This window comes from Cardiobacterium valvarum (assembly GCF_900460955.1).
Classification (GTDB): domain Bacteria; phylum Pseudomonadota; class Gammaproteobacteria; order Cardiobacteriales; family Cardiobacteriaceae; genus Cardiobacterium; species Cardiobacterium valvarum.
On record NZ_UFUW01000001.1, the window covers coordinates 932,090 to 946,788 of the forward strand.

Annotated in this window: 15 protein-coding genes; 7 read left to right on the top strand and 8 right to left on the bottom strand. The window is 61.2% G+C overall.

From position 1 onward, the window contains the following. Positions 1-174 precede the first annotated feature (174 nt). Positions 175-1,164 carry a tetraacyldisaccharide 4'-kinase gene (gene lpxK, locus DY250_RS04560; RefSeq protein ID WP_115611177.1) on the bottom strand — a complete coding sequence of 330 codons (990 nt, stop codon included), beginning with the start codon at positions 1,162-1,164 and terminating at the stop codon, positions 175-177. A 198-nt stretch (positions 1,165-1,362) separates the two neighbouring features. Continuing rightward, entirely contained in the window at positions 1,363-1,875 is a 513-nt protein-coding gene (locus DY250_RS04565) for a c-type cytochrome (RefSeq protein ID WP_115611179.1), read from the bottom strand. Positions 1,876-2,026: 151 nt separating this feature from the next. Between DY250_RS04565 and DY250_RS04570 the strand changes: the two genes are divergently transcribed. Continuing rightward, positions 2,027-2,965 (top strand): RluA family pseudouridine synthase, encoded by a 939-nt coding sequence (locus DY250_RS04570; RefSeq protein ID WP_245951024.1) that lies wholly within the window; start codon positions 2,027-2,029, stop codon positions 2,963-2,965. Beyond that, a complete protein-coding gene (gene sppA / locus DY250_RS04575; RefSeq protein WP_115611182.1) occupies positions 2,962-3,915 on the top strand; it encodes a signal peptide peptidase SppA in 954 nt (317 codons plus the stop codon). Before DY250_RS04570 ends, sppA begins: the two co-directional genes overlap by 4 nt. Here sppA and DY250_RS04580 read toward each other — a convergent pair. Continuing rightward, positions 3,853-4,449, bottom strand: a complete 597-nt coding sequence (locus DY250_RS04580; protein ID WP_115611184.1) for a Maf family protein — start codon at positions 4,447-4,449, stop codon at positions 3,853-3,855. The two genes, sppA and DY250_RS04580, sit on opposite strands and share 63 nt — an antisense overlap. A gap of 113 nt (positions 4,450-4,562) precedes the next feature. On the opposite strand from DY250_RS04580, the gene DY250_RS04585 reads away from it, so the two are divergent. Both DY250_RS04585 and DY250_RS04590 read left to right on the top strand, forming a co-directional pair. Continuing rightward, complete coding sequence (locus tag DY250_RS04585) at positions 4,563-5,489, top strand: lysophospholipid acyltransferase family protein (RefSeq protein WP_245951026.1); 927 nt, start codon at positions 4,563-4,565, stop codon at positions 5,487-5,489. Positions 5,490-5,543: 54 nt separating this feature from the next. Then, the gene (locus DY250_RS04590; protein WP_115611186.1) at positions 5,544-6,635 is read left to right on the top strand and encodes an AI-2E family transporter; all 1,092 of its coding nucleotides are present in this window, start codon (positions 5,544-5,546) and stop codon (positions 6,633-6,635) included. Positions 6,636-6,678: 43 nt separating this feature from the next. On the opposite strand, the gene DY250_RS04595 is transcribed toward DY250_RS04590, so the two are convergent. The 5 genes from DY250_RS04595 to DY250_RS04615 all read right to left on the bottom strand — a co-directional run bounded on the left by DY250_RS04595 (position 6,679) and on the right by DY250_RS04615 (position 10,611). After that, a complete protein-coding gene (locus DY250_RS04595) occupies positions 6,679-7,578 on the bottom strand; it encodes an AraC family transcriptional regulator (protein ID WP_115611187.1) in 900 nt (299 codons plus the stop codon). A gap of 219 nt (positions 7,579-7,797) precedes the next feature. Then, positions 7,798-8,112, bottom strand: a complete 315-nt coding sequence (locus DY250_RS04600; protein ID WP_245951027.1) for a hypothetical protein — start codon at positions 8,110-8,112, stop codon at positions 7,798-7,800. Between the two features lie 144 nt (positions 8,113-8,256). Next, positions 8,257-9,090, bottom strand: a complete 834-nt coding sequence (locus DY250_RS04605; RefSeq protein WP_115611190.1) for a DUF1444 domain-containing protein — start codon at positions 9,088-9,090, stop codon at positions 8,257-8,259. Next, on the bottom strand, positions 9,087-9,932 hold the full coding sequence (locus tag DY250_RS04610; protein WP_115611192.1) for a penicillin-insensitive murein endopeptidase: 846 nt from the start codon (positions 9,930-9,932) through the stop codon (positions 9,087-9,089). Before DY250_RS04610 ends, DY250_RS04605 begins: the two co-directional genes overlap by 4 nt. A gap of 10 nt (positions 9,933-9,942) precedes the next feature. Further along, positions 9,943-10,611, bottom strand: coding sequence for a thiamine diphosphokinase (locus tag DY250_RS04615; RefSeq protein WP_115611194.1), 669 nt, complete (start codon positions 10,609-10,611; stop codon positions 9,943-9,945). Between the two features lie 147 nt (positions 10,612-10,758). Between DY250_RS04615 and DY250_RS04620 the strand changes: the two genes are divergently transcribed. The 3 genes from DY250_RS04620 (at position 10,759) to lepB (ending at position 14,698) form a co-directional block, all read left to right on the top strand. Further along, positions 10,759-11,448: a class I SAM-dependent methyltransferase gene (locus DY250_RS04620; RefSeq protein ID WP_115611196.1), complete on the top strand. Its 690-nt coding sequence runs from the start codon at positions 10,759-10,761 to the stop codon at positions 11,446-11,448. A 408-nt stretch (positions 11,449-11,856) separates the two neighbouring features. Beyond that, positions 11,857-13,662, top strand: a complete 1,806-nt coding sequence (gene lepA / locus DY250_RS04625; protein WP_115611197.1) for a translation elongation factor 4 — start codon at positions 11,857-11,859, stop codon at positions 13,660-13,662. Positions 13,663-13,675: 13 nt separating this feature from the next. Next, complete coding sequence (gene lepB / locus DY250_RS04630) at positions 13,676-14,698, top strand: signal peptidase I (protein WP_115611199.1); 1,023 nt, start codon at positions 13,676-13,678, stop codon at positions 14,696-14,698. Position 14,699: the final 1 nt, after the last annotated feature.

Sequence of the window (14,699 nt, forward strand, 5' to 3'; positions counted from 1 at the left end):
TTCAGCCTTCGTACACGACAAAAAACTTCCCGCGGCCGCTTGAAGAGCCCGGTATTTACGCCGCTTGGCACAGACAAGTCCCTCCCCCGTGGGGAAAGGTTGGGATGGGGCAGCAGACAATCTGCGCAGGAACAAACGGTGGAAAAGGCTTTGGCATGCGAAGGAAACCGCTGGTTATGCCAGCCCCAGACGGTGCAGGAGCAGCGGCAGCAGTTCGGGCGGCAGTTCGGCGCGGTAATCGGCGATGTAGGTGTGCTGTTTGAGTGTTTCCGGCCAGGCGGCGGTTTTCACCGCATCTTTGCCGCTGATGATGAGACTGCCGTTGGCAGCAAAATCGGCCTCTGCCGCCGGCAGGGCGGCATGGTCGGGCAGGCTGCGGCAGGCGGCGAGGTTTGCGCCTTGCGCGCGCAGGCTGGCGAAGAAGCGTTCCGGGCGGGCGATGGCGGTTAGTGCGTACAGCGGTGCGGCGAGAGCCGTTAGCGGGCGTCGTTCGCCGCCATCAAGCGGGTGCACACCGTCGCTGGCGTAGTGCAGCGGATAACTGTGCGGATGCGGGTAACGCGCCGGATCGCGGCTCAGTACGATGTCGGCACGGCGCAAGCGGGCGGATGTTTCGCGCAGGGGGCCGGCGGGCAGGAGGAAGCCGTTGCCCAGGCCGAGGTCGGCGGCGATGACGACGATTTCCGCGTCGCGGGCGAGGGCGTAGTGTTGCAGGCCGTCATCGGCGATGAGCAGGTGGGTCGCCGGGTAGTCGTGCAGGAGTTTTTGCGCGGCGGTAGCGCGCTTTCTGGCGACGACTACCGGCGCACCGGTGGTTTGCCAGAGCAGCAGCGGTTCGTCGCCAACTACAGCGGCATCCGGGCAGGTGGCGACATTGGTAGCGGTTTTTGCACTGCCGCCGTAGCCACGGCTGATGATGCCGACGTTAATGCCGCGTGTTTGCAACCCTCGTGTGAGTGCCTGCACCAGCGGGGTTTTGCCGCTGCCGCCGACGGTGAGGTTGCCGACGATGAGGACGGGCACGGGCGCCCGCCAGCTCTTCAGGATGCCACAGCGGTAGAGCATGCGGCGGGCGGTACTGATCGCGGCAAAGAGGGCAGCAAACGGCAGGAGGAGGAGGCTGATGGGGTTACGGCTGCGCCAGAAGCGGGGGATGTCGCTCATGGAGGGAGTCCTGTTTTGTTGGGTTGGGATACGCAAAAGGGCGGAAACCCGCCCTTTTGTTGTTTAATCAAGCTATTCGGCTTTTGCCACACGCTCGTGATTCTTATTAAAGCTGATACGGTATTGGCAAGCCGTGCCGTGTTTATTTGCACGGTCTTCGGTTCGCCGCGTTATCTTTCTTAGTTGCCTGGAAAGTTTTTAGTGGGCAACTTTGGCCTGGTCGAGCATATAGACGACCATGTCGTGGAATTGCGCGTCGTCAAGCGCTGAACCGCCTTTGGGCGGCATACCGCCTGTCGTGCCTTGAATACCGTTCTTAACCAGGGCATCCAGGCTGCCCGCTTTGTCGAGACGGGCTTGCCAAGCGGCGGTATCACTGGGTTTTGGCGCATTCGGCAGGTTGTCGTGGCAAGCTGAGCAGACGGTTTTGTAGGTGCCTGCCGCATCAAAGGCGGGAGCACTGTCGACGGCAGCCACAGCAGGGGTACCGTCAGCAGGTGCAGGAGCGGTGGCCACGGCGGTATTGTCCGCTACTTTACCCACGGTCAGCACGCCGACGGGGGCAAGACGCGCCGCTTGCAGGTCTTTATTGATGGCGGGCGGTATGGTGTCGCCGCCCCATATCACCAGCGGCAGGACGAGGAAAGCCGGCATAAAGAGGGCCAGGATGACCATGATGAGTTTGGTCTTTTGCGGGATGTTTTGCGTCATGATGGGGTCCTTATGTGTTTGGTTTGCGTCTGCGGCATGCCGCGTCGCTCTTATTCTATAGGAGCGATACAATCTGTGTGCGGTTTATCTGCACATGATGTGGCTTTTTCGCTTGTCGCCTATACTTTGCGCTTTTTCAGCGGAGATTGTGATGGTGGATGCAACGAAGGTGCATTTTGTAACGGTATCGGCGGCGGATAGCGGCCAGCGGCTCGATAATTTTTTGCGCAAGCTGTATCCGGCGCTGCCGAAGAGCCGCATTTACCAGATGCTGCGTCGGGGTGAAGTGCGCCTGAACGGCGGGCGGGTCAAGCCGGAATCACGCGTTGGCGCGGGCGATTCGCTGCGCCTGCCGCCGATTGCCGCCGGGCAGCGCGAGACGCAGGCGGTACCGGTGTTCTGGCGCGGGCGTGTGCAGGCGGCAGTGCTGTTTGAGGACGATGATTTTCTGATTTTGAACAAGCCCGCCGGACTGCCGGTGCATGGCGGCAGCGGGCAGGATTTCGGCCTGATTGACGTGGTGCGGCAGGTGTGGGGTGCGGGTTATGCCGAACTCGCACACCGCCTTGACCGCGATACTTCCGGCGTATTGGTTTTGGGCAAGCACCGGCAGGCGCTGGCAGGCTTTCAGGCGTTGATGCAGGCGGGCGGGGTAGAGAAACGCTATCTCTGCCTGGTGGACGGCATCTGGGACGACAAGGTGCGCGAGGTGCGGCTGCGTATGGAGAAGGGGCAATTGCGCGGCGGCGAGCGCATGGTGGTCAGCGCGGCGACGGGGCAGGAGGCGCGCACGCTGTTCCGCATCGAGCGGCGTTTTGCCCAAGCGACGCTGCTGGAAGCACGGCTGGATACGGGGCGGACGCATCAGATTCGTGTCGCCGTGCAGTCGCGCGGACACGGCATCGCCGGCGACGACAAATACGGCAGGCGCGACTTCAACCGCGTCATCCGCCGCCTCGGTTTCAAAGGGATGTTTCTGCACGCGGCCTCAATCTGTTTCGTTTATGATGACCACGCCGTTGCCGTCAGCGCCCCGCTGCCCGCACCGGCTGCCCAGTTATTAACCACCCTTGATAAGGAAGCCTTATGAATTTTGATGAAGAACGCGCCCTTGCTGCCGTTGCCCACGAAGCCATTGTCGAGACCCGCCGCCGCCGCCGCTGGCAAATCTTTTTCCGGTTCATCTGGATGGGCTATTTCCTGCTGCTCCTGCTGATCATGCTCAATGTGGGCGGCGATCGCGACAGCACGTCCAGCAGCCCCGGCAGCAAACACATTGCCGTCGTACCGATTCAGGGGCTGATTGCCGCCGACAGCGACGCCAACGCTGACGACACCATCCGCAGCCTGGAAAAAGCCTTCAAGAACCCGCACACCGAAGCCGTCTTCCTTGACATCAACTCCGGCGGCGGCTCACCCGTGCAATCCGGCGAAATATACCGCGCAGTGATGCGCCTCAAAGGCGAACGCAAACTGCCCGTCTATGCCGTGATTGCCGACGCGGGCGCTTCGGGCGCGTACTTCATCGCCGCCTCAGCGGACGAAATCTATGCCGATCCGGCCAGCATCGTCGGTTCCATCGGTGTCATCAGCCAGAACTTCGGCTACCGCGAACTGCTCGGCAAACTCGGCCTTGACCCGCGCACCTTCACCGCCGGGGAGCACAAAAACTTCCTCGCCGGCGATCAGCCGCTCAAACCCGAAGAAGTTGCGCATATGCAGGGACTTCTCGACAACATCCACCAGCAATTCATCAAGGCCGTGCGCGACGGGCGCGGCAGCCGCCTGAAAGAAACGCCGGAGATGTTCAGCGGTCTCTTCTGGACAGGCGAACAGGCATTGCCGCTCGGCCTCATTGATGCCCTCGGCGACAAAAACACCCTGCGCGACGCCAAATACAAAGACCTGAAAATGATCGAATACAAACGTGACCGCAATGCTTTGGAGCGCCTGCTTCGCGACGTGGGCAGCGAAACCTCAGCCAGCCTGCGCCGCGCGCTTGATTTCAGCGAGCAGGTCAACCCCATGCAGCTCAAATAACCCGCGCAGCGCTATCAACGGCAAACCAATCAGGGCATTCGGGTCGCGGCCAAGCAGCGCGTCGAACAGCAGAATGCCCAAACCTTCCGACTTGAAACTGCCCGCGCAGTTGAGCGGCGATTCCAGCGCTACATAAGCACGCACCGCCTCCTCGCCAAGCGGGCGGAACTGCACCTCGAAACGCTCCACCACACTGTGCACCACCCCGCCCCGGCGCAGGCACAGCCCCGTCAAAAACAGCACACGCCGCCCGCTGAACCGCATAAGCTGCGCTACCGCCCGCTCAACCGTATGCGGCTTGCCGAGAATATCGCCGTCAACCGTTGCCACCTGATCCGAACCAATCACAAACGTCCCGGCATCAGCGGCAACCGCCCGGGCCTTCGCGACAGCCAGCCGTTCAACCAGCTGCGCAGGCGTTTCCCCAACAAGCGGCGACTCATCCACCTCTGGCCGCGCCGTCGCAAAGGGCAGGCGCAAAGTCTGTAAAATAGCCGCGCGAAACGGCGACGTACTCGCTAAAAGCAACTGCATAAAACCTCCAAAAAGCACCAGTCGTTTCAAACAGGGCTGAGACAGGGCGGCGAGGCGAGCCAACACCGTATCAGTTCTATCTGGAACGACTAACACATCATAAAGGAAGCCCCTTGCAAGAAGAACACACCCCGCCCCTGGCCCGCCCGCGCTACCTCGGCCACTGGCTGCTCTGCGGCCTCTTGTGGCTTATCGTGCAACTGCCGCAACCGCTGCGCATGACCCTCGGCGGCTGGCTTGGCCGCCTGTTCTTCCGCCTCACCCCCTACCGCCGCGCCATCAGCGCCACCAACCTCGCCATCGCCTTCTCCGCGCTCGACGATGCGACGCGGCAAGAACTATTGCGTGCCCACGCCGAAAGCATCGGACGCGGCATCATCGAAACCGGCATGGCCTGGTTTCTCAGCGAAAAACGCCTCCTTGCCCTGTCGCGCTTCGAGGCCGACCCCGCCGCGCTCGCCCTCCTGCGCGACCCGCACACGCCGGTCATCCTCATCGGCTCGCACAGCACCCTGATGGAACTCGGTGTGCGCCTGCTCGGCCTCTACGTCAAAGCCGGCGGCATGTACCGCCCGCTGAACGACCCTTTCTTCCACCACTGGATCCGCCACCACCGCGCCCGCGCCGCCACCGAACTCATCCATTACAAAGACATGCGCCACACCCTGCACTTCCTGCAGGCGGGCGGCAACCTCTGGTACGCGCTCGATCAGGACATGGGGCCGCGCGTCAGCGTCTTCGCACCGTTCTTCGGCCTGGACGCGGCAAGCGTCAATATCCTGCCAAAACTGCGCGAACGCACCGGCGCGCACTGGGTGCCGGTGTACATGTGGCGCGAAGAGAACCGCTACATCGTGCGTGTTGCCGCCGAAATCAAGCCGGAAGAAGGCGAGACGGATACCGACGTCATGCGCCGCGTCAACGCCGACTACGAAGCGGAAATCTGCCGCTACCCCGAACAGTACTACTGGCTGCACCGCCGCTACAAAAACCGCCCGGACGGCAGCCGCTACCCTTATCCGGAACGGCGACGACGCTGAATCCACCCCGCCTCCGCCCCTTTTCCTCCCCCTCGCAGCCCACCCGAAAACACCATGCACAGCACCCCTACCTCCCTCTGGGCCCCCTTCCTCCGCTTCCTCAACAACCCACCGCTGGTTGCCCTCGTCGCCTTCGGTATCAGCCTTCTCGCCATCTTCTACTTCCTCGGCGAATGGCTCTTCCCGGTCATCGTCTCCATCGCGCTGGCCTACCTGCTTGAAGGCATCATCGGCAAACTCGAACACTACGGTATGCGCCGCATGTTCGCCGTCACCTTCGTTTACACCCTCTTTATCGCTGCCATCCTCTACCTCACTGTCATCCTCATCCCGGACATCGTCGCCCAGGCCAAACTGCTCATTACCGCGCTGCCGGACTACTTCCGCCTCGCCCAGGAAAAATTGCTGCTACTGCCGAAAAAATTCCCCAACACCTTCAGCGAAACCGACATCAAAAACCTGCTGGACAGCATCAACAGCGAAATTGGCAACTACAGCAAAGCGCTCTCCGGCAAAATCTTCAACTCCCTCTTCGTCGTCATCAAAGCGCTGGTGTACATCATCCTCGTGCCGCTGCTCATCTTCTTCTTCCTCAAGGATAAAGCGCTCATCCTCCGCTGGCTGGGAGGGCGCTTCCTGCCCAAACACGGACAAATCATCCGCGATGTCTGGGCGGAAGTGGACATCCAGATCGGCAACTACATCCGGGGCAAATTCAGCGAAATCCTCGTCGTGTGGCTTATCACCTACATCCCCTTCCACATCTTCGACCTGCAATACGGCCTGCTCCTGAGCTTCATGGTCGGCATCTCCGTGCTCATCCCCTACATCGGCGTGACCATCGTCACCATCCCCGTACTGGTCGTTGCCTACGCGCAATACGGCCTGACCCAGGATTTCTACTGGGTGAGCGCGCTCTACTCCGTGGTGCAAATCCTTGACGGTAACGTCATCGTGCCGCTCATCTTCTCCGAAGCGGTGAATATCCACCCCATCGGCATCATCATCGCCGTACTCATCTTCGGCGGCCTGTGGGGCTTCTGGGGTATCTTCTTCGCCATCCCGCTCGCCACCGTGGTCAAAGCCTGCATGGAAGCCTGGCGCCGCTACCAGATTAAAGGCGAAGAAAACGGCGAGACGGCCTGAGTATCCTACCCTGTCATCACCCCGCCGTAGAGGGGTTTCTTTTTTATGCCGCAGTGCTTTCTTGCCGCCGGTAGCCGGCGGGCGTAACCCCGAATTGCGCCTTGAAGGCATTGTTGAAGGCCGCTTCCGATTGGTAACCCGTTTCTTCTGCGACGCGGGCGACCGCCAGATTGCTGTCGCGCAGCATTTTCGCTGCCGCCGACATTTTCAGTGTCCGGATGAAGGTCTGCACGCCGCAGCCCGCCGCCGCCTGGAATTTACGCGCAAAAGTCGCGCGCGACATGCAGGCGGTTTCGGCCAGTTCTTCCGTGGTACAGGGAGCGAACGGCGCGGCGAGGATGCGCGCCAGCACCCGCGCCAGGCCGGCATCGGCAAAGAGCGCGGTCAGACGGTGCTGCTGTGGCAGATCGCCGGCGCGGCGCAAGGCAAGGAGCAGCAATACTTCACTCAGGGCGCGCACGATGCCGACGCTGCCTGTATGCCGCGCCAGCGCCTCGTCGTGAATCAGCGCGCACACTGCTCGCAGTTGCGGCACGTCGCTGAGCGGGACGATCAGCGGCTCAGGCAATATCCGCCACAGCCCGGCGGCGGCACGGTTGCGCGCCACAAAGGCGCCGCACAGCATCCTGAGCGGTTCGCCGTCGCCGTCGTTGTGCAGGTGCAGCAGGCCGTTTTCCCGCGCTTCCGTCAGTCTGGAAACGCCTTCTCCGGCGTTAATGCTGTGCGCGCTACCGTTCGTCCACAGGCAGAAATCCCCGGCATGCAGTGCGTACTGCGTGGTAGCGTGCTGCATAGTGCATTGTCCGTCCAGCAGCAGATGGAACCATGCAGTGCCGGGGGCATCAGCTTCGTGTTGCAGGCGGAAGGGCGCTTGCAGATGGCAATAGAGGTCGATGCCGGTTTGTAAGTCGAGCATGGCGACAAGGCGGTCGATGCTGTCCATATCAATCTCCGAAGGTGTGAGGGCGGCATTATCGCCGCGCGGGGAAAAGGTGGGCAAGCGGGAATAGCTGAATAGATAAAAGCGTGACAAGGCACGCCACCGCAGACAGAGGTAGTACGGCAAGGCGGCACAGCGCCGTTACGATTTTTTAGATGTTTAGCTATAAAACCCGGGTTCGCCGCCGGGCGATGATTAGGAAACCGCCCGCAGGCGGCTTTTTTATGACGCATTCGCAAGCGGCACGATGTTGAAGTAGGTGTAGAGGTAGCCGCCGGCGCGGTTTTCGCGAAAAGTCAGTTCGGCGTCTGCCGCGACGTAGCCGGAGGCGAGGACAAGGTTCAGCAGTTCTTGCGTGTTCTGTCCTGCCGCCTCGCTGAGGCTGACGGTGATGCTTTCGACTTGTACGCCTGCTGCAGGTACGCGCAGTTTCTGGTAGAGGCCGGTGAGGCCGTAGAGCGGGAAGCGGTGTTCTTCGAGGGTTTCCGCACTGTCCGGTAGCTGGATGCGGGCAAAGGGGTCGTTGGTTTGGGTCATGGTAAATGCCCTCGGTTGTGCCATTTGTCGCTGGCGTGGTTTTTTCAACCCTCTCCCCCTCCGCCGCACCCCACTGTGGGGTGCGGCGGAGGGGGAGAGGCTTTTGTTGCGGTTTTTCGCCTACAGGGGAAAGTTATCGGCGAATCAGAGTCCGGTATTGGCGCGGTAGAGGCGCAGTTGGCCGTCCTGCCAGCGGTAGAGGTGCGGACTGACGGGGTGGGCGGTTTTGGTGCTGACTTCGTTTACCAGCGTTTGCAGTTCTTGCAGGTTGGCGGGGCTGTCGTCTTTGGCGAAGAGCAGTTCGCCACGTGAGGGGGCGGCAAAGACAGCGCTGTGCAGCCAGCCAGGCGGCAGGATTTCGTCGATGATGAGCAGCAATGAGGCGTCGTACACGCCGTCCAGCACGAGGCTGTAAGCGCCGCCTTCGAGGCGGTAGAGTTTGCTGCGGTGTTTGCGTTTGCGCAGGTTTTTGATGGCGCGGGTGCGCAGCAGCAGCGGGTTGCCGTAGCCCAGCGCTTCGCTTTCTGCCTGCGAGAGGTAGCGCAGCCCGGCTGGGCATTCGTACACGTAGCAGATGAAGAGGTCGGCGAGGTAGGGCTGGGCGGTGATGAGGTCTTTCAGTTCTTTGTCCGGCTGGCGCTCGGAGAGTTGTTTTTGCAGTTCTTGCAGCCAGCCTGCGCTTTTGATTTGCGGCAGGATGGCTTCGGGGTCGTCCGCCGGGGTCTGGCGGATGGTGTGCTCGCTGATGCGCTGCAACTCGAAGGCGATGAGTTTCGGCAGTTCTTCGGGGTGTTCCTGGTAGCGGCGGTAGAGGTGTTGTAGCGGCAGGGTCAGCGGCTGGGCGAGATGAACGTGCAGGAGGGTGTGTTCGGGCTGGTGACGGTTGAGCTGGATGGAGACGCGTGTCTGGAATTGGCGGCTGATGGTCTCGGCGAGGTCGCGCGCGAATTGTTCGGGGGTGAGAAGGGTGTCGGTCATGGCGTGCTTCCTTGTAGCAGTGTCAGGCAGGTGTCAGGCGGGGTTTTCGGCGGTTTGGGCGGGCGTGGCGGCTGCGGTCTGGGGTTCAGGACGGCGTCGCTCTGGTCGGCCACCCATTTGCGCAGGTCGGCATCGCAACCATCGCCTGCCGGAATGGCGGGCTGGGTGATGCATTCGGGGCTGCCGGGCGGGCAGTTCAGGCGGACGTGGAAATGGGCGTCATGGCCAATCCACGGGCGGATTTTGCGCAGCCAGCGGGTATCGGACTCGCTGTCGCAGAGGTGCTGTTTGATGACGGGGTTGACGAAGATGCGGTTGGTTTCCGGGAAGGTGGCGGCGGCGTGCAGGGCGTCGCGGTAGGCGGTTTGCCATTGGCCGGGGGCGAGGGTGCCGGCGGCGGCGTCCACCATCGACGGCGGCTCGATTTCCGGGTCAGGCTGGTGGCCGCGTGGCACGGTGTAGAACCAGATGTCCACGTCGAGGCCGTTGCGGTGGCTGCCGTGGCCGAAGGGCATTTCCCCGCCGGCGGGCTGGCTGAGGTCGCCAATGAGGATGGATGACTGGTGCAGTCTGGCGATTTCATGGCCGACGTGACGCACCAGGCGCAGGGTGACGGGCTGGCTGTAATAGCGGTTGCGCCAGCGGCGGATGCTGATGAAGCCTTCGCCTTGTGCTTCCAGGGGCTGCGCGCCGAGCTGGCAGCCGTTTGCGGCGCCGCCAACGGCCTGCGGGGTGTGGCCGATGGGGGCGGGGATGCGGCTCCATGCATTGCTTTTGTCGGGGTCTTTGGCGGCGACGGTTGTGCCTAGCAGGGAGATCAACAGGAGGGGCAGGTATTTCATTTGTTGTGCGTTATCGGGTGAATGAAGGGGAAATGATACATGAATGTAATGTGCCGCTTGCGGCGGCGGGGGCGATAACCAGCCCGGCGCCGCGCTGCCAGCGGATGGTGGCGTGTGCGGCGCAGAGTTCGTTACGCGCACCGTGGGCGCGAAACGGTGTCAGGCTGAGGTTATCCGCTGTCCAGCGCAGGCCGCTGTTGGCAAGGCCGTGGATTGCCGTCAATGCGAACATGCTGACCTTGCCGCCTGCCTGGCCGTGTACGTCCCAGGACACGGGGCCGTGCGCGAAGGCGTACATTGCCGTGCGCGCGTAGAGCAAGGCTGGCAGGGCAAAGCGTGGCAGCACCCACAGGTTGGCAAAGGCATGATCCGCTTCGCCGCCAGCTGCGCCGATGATCTGCACCACACGCGCCTGTGAGAAGTGTCGCGAGACGTAGGCAAGGGCAAGCTCGGCATCCGTTTCGTCCTTATCGGTGGGAAAAGCGAGACGCGGCACGGCGGCATATTGCGCAGCAAGCGCGGCATCACTGCTGTCGAAATCGCCCAGCCACAGCGACGGCACGACGCCGAGCGCGGCAGCATGACGCATCCCGCCATCAACCGCCACGGCCACATCACCCGCCTGCGGCAGATGCGGCGGCGGGGCAAATTCCCCGGCAAGCAGCAACCAGACATCCATCCCTCGTCCTCCTGAAAAAGATACTATTTTGCCCGCTTGGCGACGCGCGCAGCAGCCCCAAAAATACTATCGGAAAAATTGAAGGGTATTTTGACAGTTTCTGCCAAACACCTGACAATCCGCGCAAGCCCGTATCCCCGGAATACCATGACCCTCTACCTGCTTGGCGACCCGCCCGACCCGCCGCCTGCCGCCTGCCGTATTCATTACCCCGAAGAAGCTGCAGGCGGCTACTACCTGCTCTGGCAGGAAGGCCGCTACCACCTCTGCGACTGCGGGCAGCGCCATCCGCCGCTGGGCCTTGATTTCAGCAGTTACCTCAAACGCAGCGGCAGCGAAACCCTGCCAAAAACCCTGCGCGGCATGACAGGTGCGCAGGTGGCGGACGCCACCGCCGGCTGGGGCAAAGACGCCTGGCTGCTTGCCTCGCGCGGCTTCACTCTCACCCTCTACGAGCAAAACCCCTACCTGCACACCCTGCTTGCCGCCGCCCTCACGGACGCCCGCGACAATCCCAAAACCGCCGCTATCGCTGCCCGCTTGACGCTTGTCTACGCCGACGCCGCAACCGCCCTGCCGCCGCAAGGTTTTGACGCGGTGTATCTTGACCCGATGTACCCGGAGCGGCGCAAAAGCGCGAAAGTCAAAAAGCACATGCAGGCGTTGCAACAGCTTATCGGCCACGACGGCGACGATGCGGCACTCCTCGCCCGCGCTCGCCTCGCCGCCACCCGCCGCGTCATCGTCAAACGTCCGCAACATGCGCCACCGCTGGCGGGTGCCGCCCCTGATTACCATATTGATGGCCCCAACACCCGCTACGACATCTATAGTTAATCATCTAAAAAATCTATAAAACGGGCTCAAACGTCATGCGGATAACGACAAATTGCCGGATCCAAAACCGCCGATTTCCGCGCAGCGCTTGTTGAATACGTTGAAGAAGAAGTTGGCAAAGTGAAGAAGCCGGCAGATTTTGCATAATTTTGCGGTGAATGATTAAGCCCGCTAAGCGGGGGAAACATCGGGTTTGCGAAACGTTGCGGGCAACTTCTCCTGATGTGGTGCATCCGGTTATCGCCGACATTGCACAACGTCACAGCGCCGAAAGGGCTTTCCGCCCGTACCGTGCAAAACAGCGAATGGGTGCGGCTCAGGAAACGAGAGCCGTCTGCCGCCTGCTGTGGCTTCACTTGACCCCCGCTGTATAATGCCGCCCCTTCCCATTACCCAGACACTACGCCCATGCTTGAGCGCATTCGCAATTTTTCCATCATCGCCCACATCGATCACGGCAAATCCACCCTTTCCGACCGCTTCATCCAGATGTGCGGCGGCCTGTCCGAGCGCGAAATGGAAGCGCAAGTCCTTGATTCCATGGATTTGGAACGGGAACGCGGCATTACCATCAAGGCGCAAAGCGTCTCGCTCAATTACACCTCGAAGAAAGACGGGCAGACCTATCAGTTCAACTTTATCGACACCCCCGGCCACGTGGATTTTTCTTATGAAGTCTCGCGTTCGCTCTATGCCTGCGAGGGCGCGCTACTGGTGGTGGACGCGGCGCAAGGCGTCGAGGCGCAGTCGGTCGCCAACTGTTACACCGCCATTGAGCAAAATCTGGAAGTGCTGCCCGTCCTCAACAAGATTGACCTGCCCAGTGCCGAGCCAGAACGCGTCATGGAAGAAATCGAGGAAATCATCGGCCTGGATACGTCAGAGACGCTGAAGGTCAGCGCAAAAACGGGCGTGGGCATTGAGGAACTGCTGGAACAGATTATCGAGAAAATCCCCGCGCCGCAGGGCGACCCCGATGCGCCGGTGAAGGCGCTCATCATCGATTCGTGGTTCGATAGTTATGTCGGCGTGGTGTCGCTGGTGCGCGTGTTTGACGGTACGCTGAAAGTGCGGCAGAAGATGCGCGTAATGAGCAGCGGCGACGAGCACCTTATCACCAAACTCGGCATCTTCACCCCGAAGGCGCAGGATCGCAGCGAATTGTGCGCGGGCGAAGTCGGCTTCGTCATCGCCGGTATCAAGGACATCAACGGCGCGCCCGTCGGCGATACCCTGACTGACGCTGCCCGCCCCACCGCTGAACGTCTGCCCGGTTTCCAGAAGGTGCAGCCGCGCGTTTTTGCCGGCCTCTTTCCGGTCGAATCGGATGATTACGAAGATCTGCGTGAGGCGCTGGCCAAATTGCGCCTGAACGATGCTTCGCTCTTCTACGAACCGGAAACTTCGCAGGCACTCGGCTTCGGCTTCCGTTGCGGTTTCCTGGGGATGCTGCACATGGAAATCGTGCAGGAACGCCTTGAACGCGAATACGACCTCGACCTCATCACCACCGCGCCGACTGTCATCTATGAAGTCGAAACCATCGCCGGGGAAACCATCCACATTGACAACCCCAGCAAACTGCCGCCAACCAACCACATCGCCGAAATCCGCGAGCCGATCATCATCGCCAACATCCTCGTGCCGAAAGACTATCTCGGCGCGGTCATTGGCCTGTGTATCGAAAAACGCGGCGTGCAGAAGGATATGCAGTTCGCCGGGCAGCAGGTGCAGCTGCACTTTGAAATGCCGATGAGCGAAGTGGTGCTTGATTTCTTCGACCGCCTCAAATCCGTCTCGCGCGGCTTTGCTTCCTTTGACTACGAATTCCGCCGCTTCGAGCCGGCCAACCTCGTCCGCCTCGACGTGCTGATTAACGGCGACAAAGTCGATTCCCTCTCCATCATCATCCACCGCGAACACGCGCAGATGCGTGGCCGCGAACTGGTGGAACGCATGCGCGACCTCATCCCCCGGCAAATGTTTGAAGTCGCCATCCAGGCTGCCATCGGCAACCAGATTATCGCCCGCTCGACCGTGAAAGCGTTGCGCAAAAACGTGCTGGCGAAATGCTACGGCGGCGACGTGACCCGCAAACGCAAACTGCTGGAAAAACAAAAAGCAGGCAAAAAGCGGATGAAACAGGTCGGCAGCGTGGAAATCCCGCAAGAAGCCTTCCTCGCCGTCCTCAAAGTCGATAACAACAGCAACTAACAAGGAAACACACATGAACTATTTGCAGCAGATACTGGGTGCCTTCATGACCCACTTCGAGCTGATCCTCACCATCACCGTCCTCGTCTGCTTCGTCTTCTACCTCATTGACGGCCACAGCTACCGCAAAACCCGCAAGCGCCTCTACCGCGCCTTCAAGCGGGATGACATCAGCCCCGAAGACCGCCTCGCTTACGCCAACCGCCTCGCCACCGTATTGCAAAGCCGGCGCGGTGTACCGCGCAAACACCAAAAAGCCTTCGACAGCGCGCAAAACAAACTCGCGAACGGCGAGCGTCTCAGTGGCGGCGAACTCTACTGGCTGAAACACCCCGTTTACCCGCAGGAAAAATTCATCGAATTCTTCGGCGGCATGTTCTGGGTGCTCTTTGCCGTGTGGTTCATCCGCTCCTTCCTCTGGGAACCCTTCCGCATCCCCTCCGGCTCGATGGAGCCGAACCTCTACGACGGCGACTTTATCCTCACCAGCAAATACAGCTACGGCATCAAACTGCCCGTACTGCGCAGCACCATCATCCCGACCGGCAGCGTGCAGCGCGGTGACGTCGTCGTCTTCCGCTACCCGCAAAACCCCGCGCTGCACTACATCAAGCGCGTCATCGGCCTACCCGGCGACCACATCCGCTACGACCATGACCAAGTCTGGATCAACGGCGAAGCCCAACCGCTCGAACCCGTCGGCGAAACCCGCGAAATTACCCGCGAATACGAAGGCGGCCTGAAAATTACCATCCCCGCCGTCACCTACAAAGAAACCCTCGGCGGCCGCGCGCACCTCGCCCAACTCTATCCGCAGCATCCGAACACTCGCCCCGGCATGGTTGAAGGCAGCCTCACCGTCCCCGAAGGCCACTACTTCGTCATGGGTGACAACCGCGACGACAGCGAAGACAGCCGCGCCTGGGGTTTCGTCCCCGAAGCCAACCTCGTCGGCAAAGCGACCTTCATCTGGATGAACAGCAACTGCCTGCTTGGCAAGGGCGAGTGCAACCACATCGGCAAAACCATTCACTAAT

Bases quoted from the DNA above. Each gene is read 5' to 3' on its own strand.
- DY250_RS04615 (WP_115611194.1), bottom strand. From the start codon at position 10,611: ATGGATGTCTGGTTGCTGCTTGCCGGGGAATTTGCCCCGCCGCCGCAT.
- DY250_RS04570 (WP_245951024.1), top strand. From the start codon at position 2,027: ATGGTGGATGCAACGAAGGTGCATTTTGTAACGGTATCGGCGGCGGAT.
- DY250_RS04610 (WP_115611192.1), bottom strand. From the start codon at position 9,932: ATGAAATACCTGCCCCTCCTGTTGATCTCCCTGCTAGGCACAACCGTC.
- DY250_RS04565 (WP_115611179.1), bottom strand. From the start codon at position 1,875: ATGACGCAAAACATCCCGCAAAAGACCAAACTCATCATGGTCATCCTG.
- DY250_RS04580 (WP_115611184.1), bottom strand. From the start codon at position 4,449: ATGCAGTTGCTTTTAGCGAGTACGTCGCCGTTTCGCGCGGCTATTTTA.
- DY250_RS04600 (WP_245951027.1), bottom strand. From the start codon at position 8,112: ATGACCCAAACCAACGACCCCTTTGCCCGCATCCAGCTACCGGACAGT.
- lepA (WP_115611197.1), top strand. From the start codon at position 11,857: ATGCTTGAGCGCATTCGCAATTTTTCCATCATCGCCCACATCGATCAC.
- lpxK (WP_115611177.1), bottom strand. From the start codon at position 1,164: ATGAGCGACATCCCCCGCTTCTGGCGCAGCCGTAACCCCATCAGCCTC.
- lepB (WP_115611199.1), top strand. From the start codon at position 13,676: ATGAACTATTTGCAGCAGATACTGGGTGCCTTCATGACCCACTTCGAG.
- DY250_RS04590 (WP_115611186.1), top strand. From the start codon at position 5,544: ATGCACAGCACCCCTACCTCCCTCTGGGCCCCCTTCCTCCGCTTCCTC.
- DY250_RS04620 (WP_115611196.1), top strand. From the start codon at position 10,759: ATGACCCTCTACCTGCTTGGCGACCCGCCCGACCCGCCGCCTGCCGCC.
- DY250_RS04595 (WP_115611187.1), bottom strand. From the start codon at position 7,578: ATGGACAGCATCGACCGCCTTGTCGCCATGCTCGACTTACAAACCGGC.
- sppA (WP_115611182.1), top strand. From the start codon at position 2,962: ATGAATTTTGATGAAGAACGCGCCCTTGCTGCCGTTGCCCACGAAGCC.
- DY250_RS04605 (WP_115611190.1), bottom strand. From the start codon at position 9,090: ATGACCGACACCCTTCTCACCCCCGAACAATTCGCGCGCGACCTCGCC.